The sequence below is a fragment of the Pseudonocardia sp. N23 genome, from assembly GCF_002583555.1.
In the GTDB taxonomy this organism is placed as follows: domain Bacteria; phylum Actinomycetota; class Actinomycetes; order Mycobacteriales; family Pseudonocardiaceae; genus Pseudonocardia.
In genome coordinates, this window is the sequence record NZ_BEGX01000063.1 from 78,440 (window position 1) to 100,542 (window position 22,103).

Consider the following 22,103-nt stretch of genomic DNA (forward strand, 5'->3'; position numbering starts at 1 on the left):
TCTCGTTGGGCGCCTTGGCTGCGAGCCGCCCGCCGCAACAGTTCGAGCTCATCGCACTCCTCGCTGGTGGTGCCCGGTCGGCTCCCGTCGTCGACCTCGGTCTGGTGGATTCGCGCACGTTTGTCCCGGCCCACCCCCGAGCACCTCGGAGACCGCGTTCATTCGCCCACGGCGAGTCGTCGTGTGCCTGAACCTCCGCCGGCATTCGCACCGCGCTGCTCGGGTGGGGTCATCCGGCTCGAGGGAGGATGCGTCGATCGGGGAGGGTGCGTCCGGCGAGGAGGGCGAGCAGTTGGTCGGCATCGCCTCGGATGCTCTGGTCGCCGTGGCCCCAGGCCCAGGTGCCATCGGTCGTCTGAAGGTGGAGACCGGTGAGGTCGAGGCCGAAGATCGCTCCGTGAGCGGCAGTGAGGTGGTCCAGGACGGCGGTGATGCCGTCGGCGGGCGCGGTGGGTTTCTCGCCGAGGGGGATGGTCGCGTCGAGGGAGTGGATGACGGCGTGGCTGAGCGCGCCGATCGCTCCGCCGCCGGGTGGTTGCCACTGGTGCAAGTCGGGGGAGCGTAGGCCGGCGAGCAGTTCGTCGAGGGGGAGATGTGAGTCGCGAGTCGCGATCGTGTTCGACAAGACTCCGAAGTCGCCGCCTGCCGCTGCCATCTCGGCACCGAACTGCTCAGGGGTGAGCCGGGCAGGCATCGTCACGTGCGCGACAACGTGGCGGACCTGCCAGCCCGCGCAGAGAGACGGGGTGTCCCAGGTCGCGGGGGGCGTGGCCGCGAGCAGGTCGGCGAGGTCGCGCAAGGTGACGGCGACCGACGTCTGCAAGTTGGTCATCAGTGGTCCCCACAAGTGCCGGTCAGGTGGGCGAGGTGAGCCTCGAACTTGTCCAGAGAGGTGAGGAATCCGGCGCGCGTGTCGGGCGAACGCAGCGCCTCGGGTACGTGGCGTTGGTGGATCATGATCTCGGTGCGGTCGTCGCCGAGATCGGTGAACGTGGTGGTGGTGTGCATGCCGCTGTCCGGTTCCAGCCAGGCCAGGCGTTCGGGAGGGGCGACTTCGGTGAAGGTCGCACGCATCTGGTGGCTGCCGTGTTCGCCGATCATCACGGTTTCGAACCGGCCCCCCGGCTGAAGTTCGACGACGATGCCGTCGGCCGGGGTGCTCGTCCCGCGCGGGCCCCAGAAATGGGCGAGGTGTGTGGGCTCGGTCATGCACTGCCACACCAGCTCCCGGGGTGCCTTGAGGACTCGCTGGTGGATCAGCTCGTCGTCTCTCATTGCTGTCGGTCCTCGCGCAGACGGTCGAGATGGGCTTCGAGCAGGTCCATACGCTCGGCCCAAGTGCGTCGGCTCTCCTGGATCCAGGACATCGCGGCCTCCAGGGCTAGTGGCTCCAGCCGGCACGGCCGCGTTTGGCGGTGGCGACCGCGGGTGATCAGGCCGCACCGTTCGAGCACTCCGAGATGTTGAGAGATGGCCTGCACACTCATGGGGTACGGCGCGGCGAGCTCCGTGACCGTCGCGTCGCCGGCGGCCAGCCGCGCCACGATGTCTCGACGGGTCCGGTCAGCCAGCGCGCCGAACATCGCGTCGAGCCCCTCATCCTCCGTTGTGATTGCCATGTCACCATTCAAGCATAGTCTTGTTTAAGTATCTACTTGAGTTACTCGGTCAGTGGTCGAGGAATGCGACGGCGGCCGTCAGCGAGTCGTGCGCGACCCCAACGCGATGCCGCACTTGCGACCAGAACCACCCGTCGACGGCAGCCATGTCCACGGCACCGCCATGCTGATCCGTGGCACGCCTGCCCTCGAACCGAAGCTGGCGAGCGCAGATACACGACAGTCACGCTCGATCGCGGCGGGCAAAAATAGGATGGCCACCGTGTACGTCAGGTACGATATGTACATGAGAGTAGCGCCAGACTTCCGTCCTGAACCTGCTCCCGAGGAGTTGTCGGCTGCGGAGGTTCGCGCGACGTTCGCTGCGGTGGTCGGTCGGGCCGAACATGCCGGTCACACGACGTACATCACGCACCGGGGGCGTCGTGTCGCTGCGATCGTGCCGGCGGACGTCGCCGAGTATCTGGAGCATCTCGAGGACGAGGACCTGAAGAAAGTCGCTGCCGAGTCCCTTGCTGACCCGGAGCCGTCGGTGCCGCTGTCCGAGGTGCTGCGCGAGATGAACCTCTGACGCGGTGTCCGAGCGCTACTCGATCGAAGTCCGTCCTGCCGCGCTGAGGAGCCTGCGCAAGCTCGACCCGCCGATCGCCCGCCGCGTGCTCGCTGCCATCCAGCGACTCGCGGACGATCCTCGCCTTGCCGGTGTGAAGGCTCTCGTCGGCTCGTCGGCTCGTCGGCTCGCCGGGTCTGCGGCGCCTGCGAGTCGGTGACTACCGGGTCGTGTACAGCGTCGAGGACAGTCGTTTGCTCATCGTGGTCGTGCATGTGGCGCATCGTCGCGAGGTCTACCGAGCCGGTTCCTAGTAGCCGCGACACGCCGTGGAGCCCAACGTGGTGCGAACTGTTGCTCAGGAGTGGTTCCCGAGGCGGAAGTCGCCCCTCGCAAGGTCATCGTTGGTGGTAGCGGCCATAGTCGGCGTGGAGCGCTTCCCTCATGATCCGTCACGTCGTGGGTTCGAGCCTCACCCGCCCCGGTGCCTTGCCAGCCGAACGTGTCGATCTTCGAGCGGTATCCACGCTCATGGACACAAACGTGGAGCGAACGGCAGTGCGTTGCCCTCGTCGGGTGATCGGCACGACGGGTTGCCGGCGTCGGCCTCGGTGGCCGCGCCGAGCTTTACCAGGCCTACGCGGAGATTCTCCGGCCGGACGAGCTCAAGGTCGTGCTCGCCGACCAATACGTCCCGAGGTCGCACAGCACCCTGACGATGTCAGGACGCATGAGCAGCGTGGCATAGTTGCGGTGGCGAAGCGAATCGAGCAACAAGATGGGTAAATAGTCCGAACAAGAAGTTTGCCGACGCCTGTCCTTCAATTTCACATTCCCGAACCATGGTCTGGGTAGCGTTCGGATGATGACGAAATTGATCCTGGCGCAAGGTCCAGCTTCCGGAGCGAAAGACCTTTTCCGGGGTCGTCGGTGAGCGAGGCGGTCATCGCCTCCGCAGGCCTCGCCGACTGGATCGCCGGATGAAGGCGGTATCCGCGGGACTTCTTGTTGCAGCCGGCTGTTGGCAGATCTCGCCGATGATCACCGCGATCGGGCCAGTCCGCCGAGCCCTGGCGCCGACGGTGGCAGGTCGCTCGGAGACGTGTCACGTAGCCCTCACGTTCGACGACGGACCAGACCCGGCTTCGACGCCGGCGTTTCTCGATCTGCTTGCCGTACACGACGTACGCGCGACGTTCTTCGTCCTCGGCCGGCTCCTGAGCGTGAATCCCGATCTCGCGTCCCGCATCCACGGTGACGGCCACGAGCTCGGCGTGCACGGCTGGGACCACATGACCCCACTGGTCCGAAGCCGTCGGCGCATGCGCGAGGAGATGCGCCGAACAGCAGACCTCATCGAACTGGCGTCGGGCGCGGCTCCTCGTTGGTACCGGCCCCCGTTCGGCGTGATGTCGAGAACCGCCACCCTCGCGGCTGCTGACGTGGGCCTCCGTCCTGTCCTGTGGACGGCGTGGGGCCGTGACTGGTCGTCCAGAGCCACGGGCCCATCGGTGATCAACGCCGTGCGGCGGCAGCCGGCGCGAGGCGGGACGATCCTGCTCCACGATGCCGACACCGCGTCCGCGCCGGGCTCGTGGCGCAGCACCCTCGAGGCTCTGCCGGAGCTCCTTGCGGGATGGCGGTCAGAGGACCTGACGGTGGGGCCTCTCCGCGGGCACGGCGGACTGTTCTCGCTGTGGGCGGGCCCCTGATCCCGTGGCCTACCGAACGAGGAGAGTCACTCATCGGCCGCGGCGCATGCCGAGCGCGCGGGTGGGCCGAGGGCGAGCAGGCGGCAGCGTCCACGTCGCTCGCCGGCGCGAACATCGCCGCCGCGTTCAACGGCGGGTTCAAGCTCAGCGATCCCAGCCACAAGTGTGACCTGGGTTCGGCACGCCGCGGTCGGGGTCGATCCCGAGGCGAAGGAGGTCTCACTCGACGACGGGTCTGCTGTCGCCCACGACTACCTCGTGATGTGCCCTGGCATCCAGTTGGACTGGGAGAAGATTCCCGGGCTCAGCGCGACCCTCGGCCGCGACGGGGTGTCGAGCAACTATCTCTACGAGCTGGCACCGGCGACCTGGAAGTTCATCCGCGAGCTGCGATCGGGTACGGCGGTCTTCACGATGCCGGCGGGCCCGATCAAGTGCGCCGGCGCCCCGCAGAAGATCGCCTATCTCGCAGCGGACTACTGGCGTGAGCAGGGTGTGTCGCGTGACATCGATGTCCACCTGGTGCTGCCACACCCGGGATGTTCGGGGTGAAGGAGTTCGCCCAGGTGCTGGAGGGTGTGGCTCGCAGGTACGGGATCACCGTGCATCTGCAGAGTGAGGCGACGGCGGTGGACGCGGACCGCCGCACGGTCACGGTCGTGGACCACGGCAACGAGGACGCCGAGACCACCCTCGACTACGACGTGATGCACATGGTGCCGCCTCAGAGCGCCCCGGACTGGGTCAAGAAGACCTCGCTGGCCGATCCGGCCAGCCCCGCCGGATACGTCGAGATCGACAAGCACACCACGCAGCACACCCGGAACCCGAACGTGTTCGCCCTCGGCGACGCCGGGTCGAGCCCCAACTCGAAGACCGGGGCGGCGATCCGCAAACAGGCGCCGGTCGGCGTGACGAATCCGCTCGATGTGATGGCGGGCCGGCCCCCGAGCGCGAGCTATGGCGGCTATGCCTCGTGCCCACTCACGACGTCGCGCCACTCGATGCTGCTAGCCGAGTTCGACTACTCGATGACCCCGACGCCGACGATCCCGGTCATCGACACGCTCAAGGAGCGCAAGGACATGTGGTACCTCAAGCGCTACGGGCTGCCCACGATGTACTGGCAGGCCATGCTCCGTGGGCTCGCCTGACCAGGACGTCTGCGTCAGCGTTCAGCGGTGAGCTGGAACAGGTCACCGATCGGTCCCCAGGCCGGCGACGTGCTGAAGTGCTCGATGGTCGCGGGTGCGAAGCCTGCCGCGCGGATGGTGGTTTCGGTGTCGCGGTCGAGATGACAGCCGGCCGCGGCACGCGTCCACAGGGGATCGAGCCGGCGGCGCCAGAGCGCGGCGCGGCCGTGGCCGAGGACGTGTTCCAGCGCAAGGAGTGTTCCGCCGGGGCGGAGTACCCGGCGGGCCTCGGCGAGCGCCTGTGCAGGGTCGGGCACCGTGCAGAGGACGAGGGTGAAGACCACGGAGTCGACGGTGCCGTCCTCGGCGGGCAGCGTCTCGCCGTCCGCCGCGATGACGGTGACCGGGACCCTTGCGTCGGCCACGCGGGCGGTGAGGCGGCGACGCATCGCCGGGTCCGGCTCGACGGCGATGACCTCGTCGGCGCGGCGGTAGTGCGGCAGGTTCGCACCGGTCCCGGCGCCGACGTCCATCACACGGCCGGTGAGTTCGCCGACGAGCGCCGCACGGCGGGGCCCGAGGATCGCGCGTTCGGCAGGTGCCGTCATGCGATCGTAGAGCGCGGCAAAGATCCGGTGCCCGTGTCGATCCTGGGTGCGGTCTGCCACCTCGGCGAACCTACACGCCGGCACACATGATCCAGAGTCGCCGCCGGGTATGCCGGCGCCCGTGAGGAACGTCGAGCGGGACGCGTCGGCCGGGCTCCTACTGGCTCGGAACCCGATCATCGACTGCCGGCGTCGCCCCCGCACAGCGCTCCGAGATGCCCGACGCGTCCCGCGCCCGGCCATCGCGCTGGGTGGGAGATCCTGACGTCGGCGAGCAGGGCATGACCGTCACACTCGGTTGCACGAAGGGCGGTCCGGGTGGTGAACTGATGAACGTGAGTGCTGAGGGGCGGTCGATGCGGTGCGCGTTCTGCGTGTGCCTGCTGGCGACCGATCAGCTCTCCATCGACGACCGGTTCTGTCGCACGGCGCGCTGACCTCCCCGAACTGATCGGGGCGTGGTCGGCCTGCCGCCGTCCGTCGTCACCCTCTTAAGGACTCGTGCCATGAGCGCCGCCCCTGTCTCACATCCCGCCCCGTTGTCCGACACCACAACCGGTTCGACGCCGGACGTTTCCCCCGACCGGGCCCCGAGCCGAGCGGGTGCCGTCCGCCTGGCCGACGCCGCTCGTGGTCTGCGTGGGTTGCTGGGCCGGATCGGGGAGGCCACCCGCGCCGCCCATTCGGCGTCCGTGCCTTTCTGAGTCCTACGCCGGGACCGGCCGCTCGACCGGTCGCGAACCGTCTGTCCAGGCCCCGAAGCCACCGAGCAGGTCGTCGACGCGGGCGAACCCTCGCGCGCGCAGCAGCGACGCGGCGATCGAGGAGCGGTACCCGCCCGCGCAGTAGACGACGGTCGGGGCAGCCGGGTCGATCTCGGCGAGCCGGGATACCAGTGCAGGCAGCGGGATGGCTAGCGCGCCGGGGACCATGCCGGAGGTCGCGACCTCACCCGGGCCGCGGACGTCGACGACCTGGACCTGCTCGGCGAGCCCAGCCAGTCTGGTCGCCGCGATCCGGCCGGCGGTGCGCAGGTGCTCGACCGGGGCTGCTGTGGGGCCGCCGCCGAGGTGGCCGAGGACGTGGTCGAAGCCGATGCGGGCCAACCGGTTGCGGGCCTCGGTCGCGGTGTGGGGATCGCCGATGAGCACGATGTCGGTGTCGGCGGGGACGACCTGTCCGACCATCTCGGCGAACCGGCCTCCGAGCCCGACGTTGATCGATTCGGCGAGGTGCCCACGGGCGAAGTCCTGCGGGTCGCGTGTGTCGAGCAGCAGTGCCCCGTTGGCCACAGCGCCGTCGATCTGCGCCGCGGACAGCGCCGGCACGGGGGCGGTCTCGTCGAGGACAGGCCGGGCTTCGCGGTTGCGATGTGAGGCGAACTCGAAGTACATCGGCGCGACGGTCTGGCCCTCGGTGACGGCGGCGACGAAGGCTGCCTCGTCCATCGGCGCCAAGGCGTAGTTGTGATGGCGCTGCTCGCCGATCGTGCTGGAGGTCTCGGTCGACAGGTTCTTGCCGCACGCGGACCCTGCGCCGTGGGCCGGATAGACGCGGGTCTCGTCGGGCAGGGTCAGCAGGCGCTCGCGGGTCGAGCGGTAGAGTGCGCGGGCCAGCTGCTCGGCCGACCATCCGGCGCCGCCGAGCAGGTCCGGTCGCCCGACGTCGCCGATGAACAGGGTGTCCCCGGTGAGAACCCCCCACGGCGGACCGTCGGAGGACTGCCGGACGAGGATGCAGATCGACTCGGGTGTGTGGCCGGGGGTGTGAAGGATCTGCAATGTCACCGACCCCAGCGACAGGAGCTGCCCGTCGGCGAGCGGTTCGATCGGGAACTCGACCTCGCAGGCGTCACCGTAGGAGATCGGGGTGCCGGTGGCGGCGGCCAGCTCCAGGTGTCCGGACAGGAAGTCCGCATGCACGTGGGTCTCCAGGACCCGCTCGATGCTCAACCCCTCGACGTGGGCGTCGCGCAGGTATTCGGCGATGTCGCGCTGGGGGTCGACGACGACCGCGCGTCCGGTCCCACGGTCACCGATCAGGTACGACGCCTGGGACAGACACCCGAGGTAGTACTGGCGGAAGACGAGATCGCCGCTGTGGAGCACGTCGGTCATCGGTTCTCCTGGTCTGACGGTGAGGTGACAGCGAGGCCGGTGTCGACGGCCTTGGCGTACTCGTCGTCGACGAGTACGACCCGGTGTCCGGCGCGGAAGAGCAGACTCGCGCCGATGCTGGCTCGGAACCCCGACGCGCAGTGCACCCACAACTCGCCGTCCGGGATCTCGTCGAGGCGGTCGAGCAGCTCGTTGAGTGGAATGTGGGCCGAGCCGGGGATGTGGCCTCCGGTGCGTTCGTCGTGGCGTCGCACGTCGAGCACGACCGGGGCGTCGCCGCGGTCGAGGGCGTGGGTGAGTTCTGCGAAGGTCGAGCTCGGATAGCTGCGCAGCTCATCGGGTGCGGCGAGCTCTCCGGGGGTGCCTGACGCGGCGCCGGAAGGACGGTCGATGCCGATCCTGACCAGCTGTCGTTGGGCGTCGGTGACCTGCTGGGCGGACTCGCCGATCAACGTGAGTGGGGTGCCCCAGGGGATCAGCCAACCCAGGTAGGTGGCGAACTGCGTGCCCAGCGCGATGCCGATCGTGCCGCCGATGTGCTCGGCGGTGTAGGCGGTGCGGTCTCGCAGGTCGACCACCCACTCGCCGGCCTTGATCCGGTGCCGCAGCTCGTCGGGATCGACCGACTCGGGTGCGGACAGGTCGGCAGGGCCGGGCCCCTGACGGTTGCGGGCGCCCATGTGGGCGTAGTAGCTGGGGTAGGCGGTCAGTCCGGCCACCAGCCGCTCGACGAAGGCGCTCTCGTCGGTTTCGACGAGAGCGTCGTTGCGGGTGCGCTCGATCCCGATGGTGCTGGCGTCACCCCCGGTTGCGGCTCCTGAGGAGCAGAAACTGCCGAAGCCGTGGGTGGGGTAGACCGCGGTGTCGTTGTCGAGCAGCTCGGCCAGGCGCCGAGCTGAGTGGAACTGGGCTCGGGTCAACTCCTCGGTGCGGGCGGGGTCGACCAGATCGGTGCGCCCGACGCTGCCGAAGAGCAGAGATCCACCCGTGAACACCGCCGGCATGGACACGCCGTCGTCCACGAGGTAGGACAGATGAGTGTCGGTGTGGCCCGGCGTCGCGACCACGCGCACCGTCAGGGTGCCCACGGTGCGTTCGTCGCCGTCACCGACGGCGTCACGGCTGAACTCGACCGCGTCAGCTCCGGCCACCAGGTAGTCCGCGCCGGTGCGGCGCGCGAGTTCCAGGCCGCCGGTCACGTAGTCGTTGTGGATGTGGGTCTCCACCACCATGCCCACCCGGACGCCCAGCTCGTCGACGAGGGCCTCGACCCGGTCGAGGTCTCGCTGCGGGTCCACCACCACGGCGATCTCGCCGTCGTGGGCCACATAGCTGCGATCACCCAACTCGCTGGTCTCGATCACTGCGACGGACAGACCCACGGGAGGCCTCCCTTGCTGTCGACTGATAATGACCGTACATTACCGACAGCTGTCCCGAACAGTGGGAGTTGAAGGACTATGGCCGCTCGGCCGCTCGACCGACATGGTGCTGGCGGGCCCCTGTGGGTCCAGGTTCTGACCGACCTACGCAGGCGGATGGCCGACGACGAGTTCGCCGACGCCTTCCCCGGTGAGCTGGCACTGGCCCGCGAGTACGACATCAGCCGCCATACCGTCCGTGAAGCGCTCGGCCGGCTCCGGCGTGAGGGTGTGGTGTCGGCCGATCGTGGTCGACCGCCGTAGGTCCTGCCGGCCGCAGAGTTCGAGCAGCCACTCGGCACTCTCTAGAGCTTGTTCGCCTCGGTCGAGCAGGCCGGACATGAGCAGCGCTCGATCGTGCACACGCTCGATCTGCGCGCCGACGGATCCGTGGCTGCCCGGCTCGGGCTCGAGGTGTCCACCCCGCTGGTGTATCTCGAGCGGCTCCGGCTGGCTGACGACGAGCCGCTGGCCCTCGACCGCGTCTGGCTCCCGGGGTCTCTGGCGGCTCCGCTGCTCGATGTCGACTTCAGCCACATGGCCCTCTACGACTAGTACGCCCGACTCTGTGGGGTGCACCTGACCGGTGGTCAGGAGCAGATCCGGGCCCTGGTCCCGACCCGCGGTGAACGCGACATCCTCGGTCTCGCCGACCGATTACAGGTGGCCGTGCTCGCCATCGACCGTCTTGGCTGCTCACGCGGCCGGCCGGTCGAGTGGCGTCGCACCATCGTGCGTGGTGACCGATTCGGGGTCAGCGCTTCTTTCCCTCGCCGCGAAGGCTTCCAGCTCACCAACGCTCAACTCAGAAAGGGCGTCCGATGACCTCATCCGACCAGATCAGCCAGATCGATCCCGCCGCCGCCGAGACTCTCACCGGCGCCGGTGCCCTGCTGCTGGACGTTCGCGAGCCCGATGAATGGACCGCCGGGCACATCCCCGGGGCGGTTCACATGCCGCTCGGCTCCCTGGACCTCGCAGCGATCCCTCGGGACCGGGTCGTCGTCGCCGTGTGCCGCTCGGGGAAGCGGTCGGGGAAGGCTGCCGCCGCTCTCGCGCAGGCGGGGTTCGACGTGCGGAACCTCGCCTTAGGCATGAAGGCCTGGGCTGCGGACGGCCGCACTGTCGCCCGCGACGACGGCACACCGGGCTCGGTCGCCTGATGCTCGCACTCGCGGCGGCCCTCGGGCTGGTGATGGGCGTGGTCATCGGGGGCCTCGGTGGCGGTGGGGGCGTGCTCACGGTTCCCGCACTCGTCTACGTCCTGGGGCAGAACGCTCAGGACGCCACGACAAGCAGCCTCATCATCGTCGGTATCACCGCCGCCGTCGGCGCCGCCGCGAGGATCAAGGGACGCGGGGTCGACTGGCGCAACGGCATCGCACTCGGCGTCATCGGCATCCCCGCCGCCTACCTGGGCACCCTGCTCAACCACCACGTCAGCCAACCGGTGCTCCTGCTCGCATTCGCGGCGCTGACCATCGTCGCGGCGGCCGCGATGCTGCTCAACGCACGCCGCGAACCCGACCCCGACACCGACACCGAGGACACGACCTCCGTCAGTCCCTCGTCGCCCGGTGCGACAGCCACCGCCCTGCGCAAACGTCCTGCACGCTCCGCGCTCCTGCTCACCGCAGGCGAGGTCGTGGCCTGCGGCGCGGCAGTCGGGTTCCTGACGGGTTTCCTCGGTGTCGGCGGTGGGTTCCTGGTCGTCCCCGCTCTGGTCATCGTGCTGCGCATGCCGATGGCCCTGGCCGTGGGTACGTCCCTGCTGGTGATCGTGTTGAACTCGATCTCATCCATGGTGTCCCGGTTCGGGGTCACGCACCTGGACTGGCATGTCATCGCCCCGTTCACCATCGCCGCCGTGCTCGGCACCCTCCTGGGCAAGCGCGTCGCGGACCGGCTCTCCGGTGCCACGCTCACCAAGTCCTTCGCCGGCATGCTGGTCGCCGTGGGGATCTTCGTCGGGATCCAGAGTCTCATCGCACTGTGACCAGCCGACGAGACGGCCTTGTACTCGGCGCCGGGCGATGCGCGCGGTCCCCTCAGATCGGTGTGCGACTGCTCGTCTCGGCAGTGGGCGTGTCCACGTGCCCGGGCCGCGGCTTGCGGAACACGACGAACGCGGTGGCGAGCAAGAACACGACGAGGCTCGTCCAGTCGTTGAGGCGCAGCCCGAGGAAGTGGTTGACGTGGTCGACGCGCAGCGCCTCGATCCAGGCTCGGCCAACGGTGTAGGCGGCGACGTAGAGGGCGAAGAGCCGTCCGTTGTTCAGGGCCCAGCGTCGGCCCGCCCAGATGAGCAGGACGGCGACCGCGATGTCCCATAGCGACTCGTAGAGAAAGGTCGGCTGGTACGTAGCGACGAGCGGCGTGTCCGGTGGCCGGTGGCCGGGATCTATCTCCAAGGCCCAGGGGAGCGTGGAGGGCCCTCCGTAGAGCTCCTGGTTGAACCAATTGCCCCAGCGGCCGATCGCCTGGGCCAGGACGAGGCCGGGAGCCATCGCGTCGGCGAAGTCGGCGAGCCTGATGCCGCGGCGCCGGCATCCGATCCATGCTCCGACTGCCCCGAGTGCGACCGCACCCCAGATACCGAGGCCACCGTCCCAGATGAAGAGCGCGCGGATGGGCTGCTGGCCGGGGGCGAAGTAGAACTCGGGATCGGTGATGACGTGGTACAGACGTCCTCCAACGACGCCGAAGGGTACGGCCCATATCGCGATGTCGACGACATCGTCCGGGCGGCCGCCGCGATCGGCCCAGCGCCGTCGGGTGAGCGACACGGCTACAAGGATCCCGGCGATGATGCAGAGCGCGTAGGCACGAATCGGGAGCGGGCCGATGTGCCAGACGCCTTGAGAGGGGCTCGGCAGGTACGCGAGCGTCACGGCTCCTCCAAGGAGCGGATTGCTTGCAGCAAGGCTCGTCGCTGCGTGGACACGATGATGGTGCCGCGCGGCACGCGTGGATGTACGGCGGGGTCATGGGCCTCAGCCGTGTAGTGTCGATGGATCGGGATTGACCCCCTCTGTACGACGCTGAGAGTGTTATCAGTGGAGGACTGGGCCGAGATCCGTCGTCTGCAGCGGGGCGATGGCGTGCCTATCAAGGAGAGCGCCCGCCGGCTCGGGGCCGCCCGCAACACTGTGCAGTCCGCACCGCGCTCGGAAGTCCGGCCCAAGTGCGAACGTGGCCGCGGTGCTCATTGGCGGACGCGGTGGAGCCGCAGGTGAGGGCGTTGCTGGCGTAGTACCCACGAATGCCGGCCCACGGTGATCGCCGAGCAAGAGGTGATCTGGTGCCGGGGAACAGCCCCGGCACCAGATCACTGTGGCCGCCGAACGTGGTCGTGCGCCCCGTCCCCGATCGGTGGCGTCATCGGCCGGATCATGGCGGTGGTGGCGTGGCCCGCTCGCAGGTGCGGCGCATGCTCTGGCGAACGGCGATCGGAGCCGCCCCCGTTGTCTCAAGCTAGGCTGGTCGTCCGGCGAATGGCCACGAGGCCTCGCAGCAACGGCCGGCTCACGCTGCGCGCCAGCCGGCGAGGGGGACTGACCAGCGCGAGCCAGTCCCGAACGACCCGCAACGCGTGGCCGGCCCCGTGGTCTCGGACCTTCCGATAGGCCACCATCCCGTAACCGATGTCGCCGATCGGGGAGAAGCCCGCACGCCGCAGATCGTAGAGCGGTCGAAGTTCGTCACTGTAGAGATGCCACGCAGTCTCAGGTGCCGGGGACCGGATATCGAATTGGCGACCAAGACTCCATCCGGGCCAAGTGCGTCATGAAGGCGACGGCAGGTATCGAACATGTCCGGAACGTGAGCGAGGGTGTCGATGGCGGTGATCGCATCATAGTTGCCGGCAGGCAGGCCGCCGGTGAGCAGATCGATGTACGCGACGTCGTCGCCGCGGCGCTTATGACGGTGACGAGCGAAATCGAGCAGCGTTGAGGAGAGGTCTGCCGATGTGCTTCGCCAGCCGCTGCGATTGAACAGCTGACTGGTCACACCGACCCCGGAACCGAAATCCAGATGACGGCGCCCGGGGGAATACTGCTGCAAGAACCGGAGAGCGAGCACGGTCGACGGGGCGGTCCTGCACTCGGATTGCAGGTAGGCCCACCACGTGAGGTCGAAGCTCCAGGATTGCGTGGTCCGATAAAATTCGACACGGCCAGCGTCGCTGGTGGAGGCGCCTGTCGATGCCCATTCCTCAACACTCTTCTGCTCCCAGTGAAGACAGAAGTCTCGGGCCTCCTGCGGAGTGATCCCGTGATAGGTGGCGAGGTCGTCGAGGAGAGACTCCCGGACGGTACGATCGCCGTCACGCAGCGACGCCCTGAACGTCTCCATCTCCGGGCTGGTGAATGCCTCCCTATCCTCGACCTCCCATTGGGTTGAGTCGACGGGTGGAAGGTCGGCCGGATCGCTAAAAGTCCCCTGTTCGCCCTGGGGGGCGGCCATTTGCATGGCGCGCCACAACTTCATTCGAATTTCTCGAACCAAGAGACTATTGGTGAGCATCGACATACTAGCCCTCTACTAATAGGATTAGCAGCGCGCACGACAATTACCAAGCCTACGACCCATTTTGCTGCATGGTGCCCAGCGGTCAGAGGCCCACCGAATATGGAGTCGGATACGCGCTGAGTGGGAGACCGTCACCTACAGTAAACGGGAGGGCCGCGACTCGGACGCGAATCTAACGGTGCCCAAGGTGCCCAAGAGGAGGCGATCTCGGTGAATGCACCGCGGTCTGCCGGCAGAAGCGGCTTGAAGGTCGGGCGGTCGAGAAGGCGAACTGTCCGATCGACACACGCGGTCCAGAGCTGGCGCGCGACGGTGACGACCACAGCGTGGAGGAGCGAGCCGACGACGAGCAGATCGATAGGCGGAGTGCCGTGATGAGACCCGAGATGTGTCGCAGCCTCGGTCACCATGAACACGACGGGAGCGACCGCAGGCGTGGCTGCGAGAATGCGTTCATCACTGCCACGATGTCGTTCTCGCCAGCCTGTCGACCTACCTCCGGTACCAACGACGATGGCGAACGCAGACGCGAAGATCAACGCCAGGGCGGCAATCGTCAGCGGCCCGGCCACCGAGCGGTAGGCGACCTCGCCTGAGGTCGATGGAACGACGTCGGCGAACAGGGCGTGCGTGACAACATGGGTCACACCCCACAGCCCGACGGCGAACGCAGCGGCACGTGCGACCGCACCGCCTGCTCCGCCCGCCGGGATGATCCTCATGTCTCGTTCCTGTTCCGTGACCTGACTTCGACGCTACTGGCAGGCGCCAACAGGGCGCTCGTCAGGGAGGTGGACGGCACTGCTGATGCGCTGAACAGGGGTCGCGGGCCGTGACCGGCGGCGGCCCCTGGCACATCGACCGGCTGTGTCGACCGTAGTATGAGAGCGTGGACCTGGGGCGATGCGGTGGAACCGCGACGTCCGCTGCTCGTCTTCCTGGCCGCCCTCACCGTTGTCGGGATGCATGCGATCGTGACGCGCTCCGCAGCGGCACTACCGCCGGCATCGACCTCGTCGGCTCGGGCCCGTCGGCTGGTCAACTGACCAGTGCCGCCCGAGCAATTGCCGGCGCCCACGACCTCGGCCGGTCTGCTCATGGAGCGGCTCTCGCAGCGACTCGAGCACTCCTGGTGACCTCCACTGAGCCTGAGCAGTAGAAGCGCAGCCGCGGCGGACGACCGCGACGAAACATCGTGCACTCATACTCCGATGCAATTTGGCGATGCGGTCCTCAGCGTCACCGTTCTGCCGCTATCCGCTGGGGTGCCCGTCCTGCGTGCCCCGATTCGCGCACGGATCTCGGATCCGAAGTCCCGACAACGTCGGTGTGGGATCGCGCCTTACCGGCAATCCACGTCGTCTCGATTGGTACAACCTTGCGTGCTTCGCACATAGACGTCGGATCTCAGTGCCGTCTCCTCAAACGCTTCGGTGAAGTGGCGACTGGATCCGGTCCATCATCTCCTACGATGGCCATCTCGTACGATGCAAGGCAACTTTGGCACTTGACGGGATCCAGTCGAGTCGACCGGAGCACATCCGAATGTGGCAAACCTCAGATGCTGACTCCGTGCCCAGAAAACTCCCGTATGCCGAATATGTCATCACTGCGACAACGCTATGCTCGATACAACCTGCGAGGAGGCTTGGATGAACGACTCCATGCGCCGTTTGTTTACCAGCGAATCGGTGACCGAGGGACACCCGGACAAGATGTGCGACGCGATCAGCGACTCGATCCTGGACGCGTTGCTCGCCCAGGACCCCCGCAGCCGTGTCGCGGTCGAGACCCTCGTCACCACCGGTCAGGTCCACGTCGCGGGCGAGGTCACCACCAGCGCCTACGCCGACATCCCGACCATCGTCCGGGAGAAGATCCTCGAGATCGGGTACGACTCGTCGGCCAAGGGCTTCGACGGGAACTCCTGCGGGGTCAACGTCGCGATCGGCGCGCAGTCGGCCGACATCGCCCAGGGTGTCGACACCGCCTACGAGTCGCGCGTCGAGGCCAGCGAGGACGAGATCGCGCGCCAGGGCGCGGGCGACCAGGGCCTGATGTTCGGCTACGCGAACACCGACACCCCCGAGCTGCTCCCGCTGCCGATCGCGCTCGCGCACCGGCTGGCCCGGCGCCTGACCGAGGTCCGCAAGTCCGGCCTGCTGCCCTACCTGCGCCCGGACGGCAAGACCCAGGTCACCATCGAGTACGACGGCGACCGCGCCGTCCGCGTCGACACAGTCGTGGTGTCGAGCCAGCACGCCGCCGACGTCGACCTCGACGCGCTGCTCGCCCCCGACGTGCGCGAGCACGTCGTCGAGCCGGAGCTCGAGCGCGCGGGCATCGACGCCAGCGGCGCCCGGCTCCTGGTCAACCCCACCGGCCGGTTCGTCGTCGGTGGCCCGATGGGCGACGCGGGCCTCACCGGCCGCAAGATCATCGTCGACACCTACGGCGGCTTCGCCCGCCACGGCGGCGGCGCGTTCTCGGGCAAGGACCCGTCGAAGGTGGACCGTTCGGCCGCCTACGCCATGCGCTGGGTCGCCAAGAACGCCGTCGCGGCCGGCCTGGCCGACCGCATCGAGGTCCAGGTCGCCTACGCGATCGGCAAGGCCGCACCGGTCGGGCTGTTCGTGGAGACGTTCGGCACCGAGCACGTCGACCCGGCCCGCATCCAGGCCGCGATCACCGAGGTCTTCGACCTGCGCCCGGCCGCGATCATCCGCGACCTCGACCTGCTGCGCCCGATCTACGCCCAGACCGCGGCATACGGCCACTTCGGCCGCACCGACGTCGAGCTGCCCTGGGAGTCCACCTCGCGCGCCGACGCGCTGAAGTCGGCCGCCGGGGGCTGACCGGAGTCCAGGCCGAGCCTGCAACGCAACGAGAGCGAGGGGCCGCTGCTCGCCGCCCCTCGCTCCCCGGCCTGCCTGCCGGGCCTTGCTGCAGGCCGCCCCCGGGACGTCTCTGCCCGGCATCCGCGTCGTCGGTCCGGAGTCTAGTGGCCGGTTGGCCGGAACCTGCGCAGTCGCAGGCTGTTCCCGACGACGAACACCGAGCTGAACGCCATCGCGGCTCCGGCGAGCATGGGGTTGAGCAGGCCGAGGGCTGCCAGTGGCAGGGCGGCGATGTTGTAGGCGAAGGCCCAGAACAGATTGCCCTTGATCGTGGCGAGGGTGCGCCGCGACAGCTCGATGGCGTCTGCGGCGGCGCGCAGGTCACCGCGGACCAGGGTGATGTCGGCCGCCTCGATGGCGACGTCGCTGCCGGTCCCCATGGCCAGCCCGAGATCAGCGCGGGCGAGCGCGGCAGAGTCGTTGACACCGTCGCCGATCATGGCGACGACCCTGCCTCGGGCCTGCAGGTCCTCGATCACCTGGAGCTTGTCGCTGGGTAGCACGTCCGCGATGACGGTGTCGGGGCCGACTGTGATGCCGACTTCGCGGGCGACCGTCTCGGCCACGGCCTGGTTGTCGCCGGTGAGCAGGATCGGGGTGAGCCCGAGTCGGCGCAGCCTCGCGATCGCCTCGGCCGAGGTCGGTTTCACGGCGTCGGCCACCACGAGCACAGCTCGTGGTTGGCCGTCGACGGCGACAGCGACCACCGTCCTGCCCCTGCGGGCCTCTGCGCCGAGCACAATGGCCAGGTCCTCGGGCAGCGGCTGGCTCCACTGCTCCAACAGCGCCGGCCTGCCGACCAGCACCGCGTGCCCGTCCACGACGCCCCGCACGCCCAGGCCCTCGTGGTTGCCGAACTCGGACACCTCGGGCAGCTCGCCCACCCGTTCGCGGGCCGCGCGGGTGATCGCTGCGGCGACGGGGTGCTCCGAGGCGTTCTCCAACGCACCGGCCAACCGCAGAACCTCGTCCGCGCTCGGTCGGTCGGTACCAGGTCCGAGGGGATCGGCGGTGTGCACGGCGAGCAGGGACATTCGGCCGGTGGTGATGGTCCCGGTCTTGTCCAGGACCACGGTGTCGACCCTGCGGGTGGACTCGAGGATCTCGGGGCCCTTGATGAGGATCCCCAGCTGCGCGCCGCGTCCGGTGCCGACCAGCAGCGCGGTCGGGGTGGCGAGCCCGAGCGCGCACGGGCAGGCGATGATCAAAACGGCGACCGCGGCGGTGAACGCCGCCGCCGCACCGGCACCGGTGCCCAGCCAGAACGCCAGGGTGACCGCGGACAGGGCGATCACGATCGGCACAAACACCCCGGAGATTCGGTCGGCCAGCCGTTGGACGGCTGCCTTGCCGGTCTGGGCGTCCTCGACGAGCTTGGCCATCTGCGCGAGCTGGGTGTCCGCGCCGACCCGGCTGGTCTGCACCACGAGCCGTCCGCTGGTGTTGATGGTGGCCCCGACGACCTCGTCTCCGGCGCCGATCTCGACCGGAATGGACTCGCCGGTGAGCATGGACGCGTCGACGGCAGAGCGGCCCTCGACGACGGTCCCGTCAGTGGCGATCTTCTCCCCGGGACGGACCACGAAGCGGTCACCGACGGCGAGCTGCCCGATCGGGATGCGCTCCTCGACGCGGGCGCCGTTCGGGCGTTCCCGCAGCACGGTGACGTCCTTGGCGCCGAGATGGAGCAGGGCGCGGAGGGCTGCGCCGGCGCGGCGCTTGGAGCGGGCCTCGAAGTAGCGGCCGACGAGGATGAAGGTGGTCACCCCGGCTGCGACCTCGAGGTAGATGTTGCCGGCGCCGTCCGAGGGGCTGATCGTGAGCTCGAACGGGTGCGTCATACCCGGAATGCCGGCGGTGCCGAACAGCAGCGAGTAGAGCGACCACGCGAACGCGGCGAGGGTGCCCAGCGAGATCAAGGTATCCATGGTCGCGGCGCCGTGGCGCAGGTTTGCCCACGCCGCCCGGTGGAACGGCCAAGCGGCCCACGCGATCACCGGCGCGGCGAGGGTCAGTGAGATCCACTGCCAGTTGGTGAACTGCCAGGCCGGGACCATGGCCAGGACGACGACCGGTACTGACAGCACGATGGAGGTCAGCAGCCGCTGCCGGATGGCTCGTAGCTCGTCGGGTTCCTGACCCGTGTGGTCAGCATGGGTGTCCGGGCCTGCCGGGGTGTCGGGAAGGGTCGGTTCCGGTGGTGTGGGCAGTCGTGCCTGGTAGCCGGCTGCGTCGACGGTCGCGATGAGCGCGCTGGTCGAGATCCCGTGCGGAGCGCTGATCTTGGCCTTCTCGGTCGCGTAGTTGACGGTGGCGCTCACCCCGTCGAGCTTGTTGAGCGTGCGTTCGATCCGGTTGGCGCACGACGCACAGGTCATTCCGCTGATCGCGAGCTCGGTCTCGGTCTCGGTCTCAACGTCGCCGGGCGCCCGGTGCGGGGCCTCGCCGGTCCTGCTGGACGTGTCGGTCGTGGACATCAGTAACCCCCTCCGGCTTTGCCGGTTTGTGCGGTGCTGTCCTGGATGTCCCCGTGCCCGGCGTCTTCGACGACGGGGGTGCCTGCGTGTCCGGTCGCCGGTGCGGCGGGGCGGCGTTGGTGAGGGGACCGATAGGGGATGCCGTTGCGTGGGCCCCGGGTGCGCGCGGGGCGAGCGGCGCGCCGCAGGTGGAGAGCCTCGCTGAAGTGTTCACGTTGATTCCCTTCGTCAGGGTTGCCTGTCTGGCCGCGTGGTCGCCGCGACGGGGAGTGAGGGTCAGGTGATGGCGAGCTGGTAGCCGGCGTCCTCGACCGCGGCACGGATGTCCGCCTCGTCGACCGGCGCATCGGTGGTGACGGTGACCAGGCCGGTCGGGAGGTCGACGGCGACCTCCCGGACGCCGGAGACCTCACCGATCTCTTAGCGCACCGACGTGATGCAGTGGTCGCAGGTCATCCCGGTCACGGTGTGGGTGCTCATTGCCGTCAGCGCTTCCTCTCCTCTCCTGCCGGCCCGCCACCCGGACCGGATGCGGACGCGACGAACTGAGCAGCCGGCGAAGGGCCGGTGCTGACGGGTGAGCCTTGAGGCCATGAGCCCTAAGGGAAGGGTCGATCGGTCGGCACGCGGAGCGTGATCGCGGCCCCCGGGCGGTGTCAGGACTTGACGAGACGGGCGATCGCGGCGCTGGCCTCGGAGATCTTCTGATCGGCGACGGAGCCGCCCTCGGCGACGGCATCGCTCACGCAGTGTTTGAGGTGATCGTCGAGCAACCCCAGCGCCACGGCCTCCAGGGCCTTGTTCACCGCGGCGACCTGTGTGAGCACGTCGATGCAGTACTTGTCGGACTCGATCATCTTGGTGATGCCCCGGACCTGCCCCTCGATCCGGCGCATCCGCGTGAGGTGGTTGTCCTTGTTGTCAGCGTATCCGTGCACGGCGCCTCCCTTCGACTACCGCGAGTATACCCTAGGGGGGTACCGTATGTCAGCGGCTTGTCCGCGGATAAGTGATTGCTGATCGTCGGTCGACGGCTTGCTCGGCGTATTTCGCGCACGGCGCCGTCTGCGCGGTACGGCTTCATTCGGGAGTCCGTCGCAGCTGGTCGGCCCCCCTGCACTCAGGCAGTCCTTCGATGCGCGGCTATCGTCGGGGGCGTGCAGACGCTCCAGCGACGCGACTGGCAGCAGGCGCTGCTGGTGCTGTCGCTGATCCTGGGTGTCGTCGCGATGCACTCCGCGGTCGCCTGCGGCGCCGACGCCGGGCACGCGCAGAACGCCGCCATCCAGGGCGCTGCCGGTCCACCGATGAGGATGGTCGGCCTTGACGGACCCGCAGCGGTCACCGCTGATGCGAACGCCGTAACGGCGACAGGAAGCGCTAGCGCATCTGCTGATTCGCGCGGCGGCCAACAGGCGGCGGCGACCGCGGTCCTGGTCGTCCCTGCGACGTCAGACATGCATGCCACCGACCTCGCCGGTCCCGCTGGGCCCGCCGGCGGACACTCGGTGCTGCACGACCTGCTCCACCTGTGCCTGGCCGTGCTGACCATACTGCTGGCCCTAGCCGGCGCGGTGCTACTGGCCGTCGTCGTCGCACGCGCGACTCGGCCCGACACAATCCACCGCGGCGGGCGGCCCGCCGCCGGCCCCCGGGCACCTCCCCCGACCTCGGTCAGGCTCGCGCAACTCTGCGTGCTGCGGAACTGATCGGCCTCCAGCGCGCAACAGCGCTGGTCTGATCACATCCGTCTGCACTCAGAGGAGCACTCCCGATCATGAACCGCACGTCTGTCCTTGGCCTGCTCGGCGCCGCCGCGCTCACGGCTGTTCTCGTCGCCGGGTGTACCGGCTCGAGCGGCGGCGCCGCCGCCGCGTCCACCACGCCGGGCGCGGTCCCCACCGCACCGGCCACCTCGGCCGCTCACAACGCCGCGGACACGGCATTCGTCCACGACATGATTCCGCATCACGCCCAGGCGATTCAGATGGCCGACATGGCCGCCCAGCGAGCCAGCAACAGCCAGGTCAAGCAGCTCGCCGCCCGCATCCAGGCGGCTCAGGGGCCTGAGATCGAGCAAATGCGGGGCTTCCTCGCGACCTGGGGTGAGCCGGAGACCGGCCCGGTAACCACGAGCGGCTCCATGGGCGGCATGGACCACGGCACCACGGGTCAGACCACGAGCACCATGCCAATGCCGCAGGGGATAAGCGGGATGATGACCGACCAGCAGATGCAGCAGTTCGGGCAGGCCGCCGGCACCGACTTCGACCGGATGTTCCTGCAGATGATGACCGAGCATCACAACGGCGCCATTTCAATGGCTCAGACCGAGGTGGTCGAGGGGCAGAGCCCCGACGCCAAGGCACTGGCACAGAAGATCATCAAGGCCCAGCAGTCGGAGATCACCGAGATGCACTACCTGCTCTCTACGCTCTGACCCACTGGGGTGGGCGGAGGTGGGCCCGATCCGGCCCCCTCCGCTCCGCGCAACTCCAGCGGAAATCACGGGGGGTTGCTCGCGCAGTCAGCAGTTGCGAGGGTAGCAATGCACCGCGCGGCGATGGCCGCGTTGGACAGGGGGGCTGCATTCCCGGGATGCCCTACCCGGGTGGGGGTATTGACGGGTATCGATGACGATGTTGCCGGAAGGGGACGATGAGTCAGTTCGCGCCGGTACTTATCGCCCTCGGGGTGGCGCTGGCGCTCGCCGCCGCGCTCTATTCGCCGCACCACGCCGTCTCCTGATTTCACATGCGCCGGTACCCGGTGACTATGGTGTTCCTGGCCCTCGAAATGGAAATGAGCCGGTCGCTCATCCGTGCCCAAATACACTGGATCGCGCCGGGCCCGCCGGGAGGCCTATGACGATCCTCAAACGCTCTTATCCTGAACCCGCCGCGCAGGCCTTCTGGGTCGAACGAGGGTAGGCTGGGTACGAGGGATGAGGGAGTACTCGAATCGCTTGCGCTGCGGCGACCGACACTTTGCCGAACGCTTGCCTCGGCGCCCGCAGACTTGGAGAAGTCAACCAGC

The 22,103-nt window shown here is 68.5% G+C and carries 24 protein-coding genes and 3 pseudogenes; 15 read left to right on the plus strand and 12 right to left on the minus strand.

The window, feature by feature from the left end:
* Positions 1-229 precede the first annotated feature (229 nt).
* Genes TOK_RS19510 through TOK_RS19520 form a run of 3 tightly spaced genes read right to left on the minus strand, consistent with a single transcriptional unit; the run spans position 230 to position 1,619 of the window.
* Complete coding sequence (locus TOK_RS19510; RefSeq protein ID WP_098959437.1) at positions 230-832, minus strand: maleylpyruvate isomerase family mycothiol-dependent enzyme; 603 nt, start codon at positions 830-832, stop codon at positions 230-232.
* The gene (locus TOK_RS19515) at positions 832-1,275 is read right to left on the minus strand and encodes an SRPBCC domain-containing protein (protein WP_098959438.1); all 444 of its coding nucleotides are present in this window, start codon (positions 1,273-1,275) and stop codon (positions 832-834) included. Before TOK_RS19515 ends, TOK_RS19510 begins: the two co-directional genes overlap by 1 nt.
* Complete coding sequence (locus tag TOK_RS19520; protein ID WP_098959439.1) at positions 1,272-1,619, minus strand: helix-turn-helix transcriptional regulator; 348 nt, start codon at positions 1,617-1,619, stop codon at positions 1,272-1,274. The genes TOK_RS19515 and TOK_RS19520 overlap by 4 nt, the downstream gene beginning before the upstream one ends.
* Positions 1,620-1,707: 88 nt before the next feature.
* Between TOK_RS19520 and TOK_RS19525 the strand changes: the two genes are divergently transcribed.
* The 6 genes from TOK_RS19525 (at position 1,708) to TOK_RS19545 (ending at position 5,035) form a co-directional block, all read left to right on the plus strand.
* Positions 1,708-2,190, plus strand: coding sequence for a type II toxin-antitoxin system Phd/YefM family antitoxin (locus tag TOK_RS19525; RefSeq protein ID WP_098959440.1), 483 nt, complete (start codon positions 1,708-1,710; stop codon positions 2,188-2,190).
* 4 nt (positions 2,191-2,194) lie between these two features.
* On the plus strand, positions 2,195-2,389 hold the full coding sequence (locus TOK_RS31815) for a type II toxin-antitoxin system RelE/ParE family toxin (protein ID WP_141566451.1): 195 nt from the start codon (positions 2,195-2,197) through the stop codon (positions 2,387-2,389).
* A gap of 10 nt (positions 2,390-2,399) precedes the next feature.
* Entirely contained in the window at positions 2,400-2,483 is an 84-nt protein-coding gene (locus TOK_RS33435; protein WP_253258504.1) for a type II toxin-antitoxin system RelE/ParE family toxin, read from the plus strand.
* A 723-nt stretch (positions 2,484-3,206) separates the two neighbouring features.
* On the plus strand, positions 3,207-3,881 hold the full coding sequence (locus TOK_RS19535; protein ID WP_172457658.1) for a polysaccharide deacetylase family protein: 675 nt from the start codon (positions 3,207-3,209) through the stop codon (positions 3,879-3,881).
* 165 nt (positions 3,882-4,046) lie between these two features.
* A complete protein-coding gene (locus tag TOK_RS19540; protein ID WP_098959443.1) occupies positions 4,047-4,433 on the plus strand; it encodes an FAD/NAD(P)-binding oxidoreductase in 387 nt (128 codons plus the stop codon).
* On the plus strand, positions 4,430-5,035 hold the full coding sequence (locus TOK_RS19545; RefSeq protein ID WP_141566452.1) for an FAD/NAD(P)-binding oxidoreductase: 606 nt from the start codon (positions 4,430-4,432) through the stop codon (positions 5,033-5,035). Before TOK_RS19540 ends, TOK_RS19545 begins: the two co-directional genes overlap by 4 nt.
* 14 nt (positions 5,036-5,049) lie before the next feature.
* On the opposite strand, the gene TOK_RS19550 is transcribed toward TOK_RS19545, so the two are convergent.
* A complete protein-coding gene (locus TOK_RS19550; protein ID WP_098959445.1) occupies positions 5,050-5,622 on the minus strand; it encodes a class I SAM-dependent methyltransferase in 573 nt (190 codons plus the stop codon).
* Positions 5,623-5,837: 215 nt separating this feature from the next.
* On the opposite strand from TOK_RS19550, the gene TOK_RS19555 reads away from it, so the two are divergent.
* On the plus strand, positions 5,838-6,059 hold the full coding sequence (locus TOK_RS19555) for a hypothetical protein (protein WP_098959446.1): 222 nt from the start codon (positions 5,838-5,840) through the stop codon (positions 6,057-6,059).
* Positions 6,060-6,329: 270 nt separating this feature from the next.
* Here the strand turns inward: TOK_RS19555 and TOK_RS19560 are convergent, their stop codons facing one another.
* Positions 6,330-7,739, minus strand: a complete 1,410-nt coding sequence (locus TOK_RS19560; protein ID WP_098959447.1) for a rhodanese-like domain-containing protein — start codon at positions 7,737-7,739, stop codon at positions 6,330-6,332.
* The gene (locus tag TOK_RS19565) at positions 7,736-9,121 is read right to left on the minus strand and encodes a rhodanese-like domain-containing protein (protein ID WP_306305150.1); all 1,386 of its coding nucleotides are present in this window, start codon (positions 9,119-9,121) and stop codon (positions 7,736-7,738) included. The genes TOK_RS19560 and TOK_RS19565 overlap by 4 nt, the downstream gene beginning before the upstream one ends.
* 156 nt (positions 9,122-9,277) lie before the next feature.
* Here TOK_RS19565 and TOK_RS35070 point away from each other — a divergent pair, with 156 nt between their 5' ends.
* From TOK_RS35070 to TOK_RS19580, 4 genes and pseudogenes are all read left to right on the plus strand, one after another.
* Positions 9,278-9,424, plus strand: a complete 147-nt coding sequence (locus TOK_RS35070) for a GntR family transcriptional regulator (RefSeq protein ID WP_306305151.1) — start codon at positions 9,278-9,280, stop codon at positions 9,422-9,424.
* Positions 9,425-9,472: 48 nt separating this feature from the next.
* Positions 9,473-9,985, plus strand: a pseudogene (locus tag TOK_RS19570) (GntR family transcriptional regulator).
* Positions 9,982-10,323: a rhodanese-like domain-containing protein gene (locus tag TOK_RS19575; protein WP_098959448.1), complete on the plus strand. Its 342-nt coding sequence runs from the start codon at positions 9,982-9,984 to the stop codon at positions 10,321-10,323. The pseudogene TOK_RS19570 and the gene TOK_RS19575 overlap by 4 nt, the downstream one beginning before the upstream one ends.
* The gene (locus TOK_RS19580; protein WP_098959449.1) at positions 10,323-11,156 is read left to right on the plus strand and encodes a sulfite exporter TauE/SafE family protein; all 834 of its coding nucleotides are present in this window, start codon (positions 10,323-10,325) and stop codon (positions 11,154-11,156) included. Before TOK_RS19575 ends, TOK_RS19580 begins: the two co-directional genes overlap by 1 nt.
* 52 nt (positions 11,157-11,208) lie before the next feature.
* Here TOK_RS19580 and lgt read toward each other — a convergent pair whose 3' ends face one another.
* Positions 11,209-12,051: a prolipoprotein diacylglyceryl transferase gene (gene lgt, locus TOK_RS19585; protein WP_098959450.1), complete on the minus strand. Its 843-nt coding sequence runs from the start codon at positions 12,049-12,051 to the stop codon at positions 11,209-11,211.
* Between the two features lie 156 nt (positions 12,052-12,207).
* Between lgt and TOK_RS34245 the strand changes: the two are divergent.
* Positions 12,208-12,410 (plus strand): annotated as a pseudogene (locus TOK_RS34245) (IS21 family transposase); the annotation flags it as partial.
* A gap of 275 nt (positions 12,411-12,685) precedes the next feature.
* Here the strand turns inward: TOK_RS34245 and TOK_RS19595 are convergent.
* On the minus strand, positions 12,686-13,693 hold the full coding sequence (locus tag TOK_RS19595; RefSeq protein ID WP_253258497.1) for a bifunctional 2-polyprenyl-6-hydroxyphenol methylase/3-demethylubiquinol 3-O-methyltransferase UbiG: 1,008 nt from the start codon (positions 13,691-13,693) through the stop codon (positions 12,686-12,688).
* A gap of 131 nt (positions 13,694-13,824) precedes the next feature.
* A complete protein-coding gene (locus TOK_RS31820; protein ID WP_141566453.1) occupies positions 13,825-14,415 on the minus strand; it encodes a hypothetical protein in 591 nt (196 codons plus the stop codon).
* Between the two features lie 930 nt (positions 14,416-15,345).
* Between TOK_RS31820 and metK the strand changes: the two genes are divergently transcribed.
* Positions 15,346-16,548 (plus strand): methionine adenosyltransferase, encoded by a 1,203-nt coding sequence (gene metK, locus TOK_RS19600; RefSeq protein ID WP_172457659.1) that lies wholly within the window; start codon positions 15,346-15,348, stop codon positions 16,546-16,548.
* Positions 16,549-16,691: 143 nt separating this feature from the next.
* Here the strand turns inward: metK and TOK_RS19605 are convergent, their stop codons facing one another.
* The 3 genes and pseudogenes from TOK_RS19605 to TOK_RS19615 form a co-directional block, all read right to left on the minus strand.
* Positions 16,692-19,067 (minus strand): cation-translocating P-type ATPase, encoded by a 2,376-nt coding sequence (locus TOK_RS19605; RefSeq protein ID WP_098959451.1) that lies wholly within the window; start codon positions 19,065-19,067, stop codon positions 16,692-16,694.
* Between the two features lie 276 nt (positions 19,068-19,343).
* Positions 19,344-19,547: pseudogene (locus tag TOK_RS19610) on the minus strand (heavy-metal-associated domain-containing protein).
* A gap of 176 nt (positions 19,548-19,723) precedes the next feature.
* The gene (locus tag TOK_RS19615) at positions 19,724-20,005 is read right to left on the minus strand and encodes a metal-sensitive transcriptional regulator (RefSeq protein WP_098959452.1); all 282 of its coding nucleotides are present in this window, start codon (positions 20,003-20,005) and stop codon (positions 19,724-19,726) included.
* 219 nt (positions 20,006-20,224) lie between these two features.
* Here TOK_RS19615 and TOK_RS19620 point away from each other — a divergent pair, with 219 nt between their 5' ends.
* The gene (locus TOK_RS19620) at positions 20,225-20,776 is read left to right on the plus strand and encodes a hypothetical protein (RefSeq protein WP_253258498.1); all 552 of its coding nucleotides are present in this window, start codon (positions 20,225-20,227) and stop codon (positions 20,774-20,776) included.
* 68 nt (positions 20,777-20,844) lie between these two features.
* Positions 20,845-21,507 (plus strand): DUF305 domain-containing protein, encoded by a 663-nt coding sequence (locus tag TOK_RS19625; RefSeq protein ID WP_098959453.1) that lies wholly within the window; start codon positions 20,845-20,847, stop codon positions 21,505-21,507.
* Positions 21,508-22,103 lie beyond the last annotated feature (596 nt).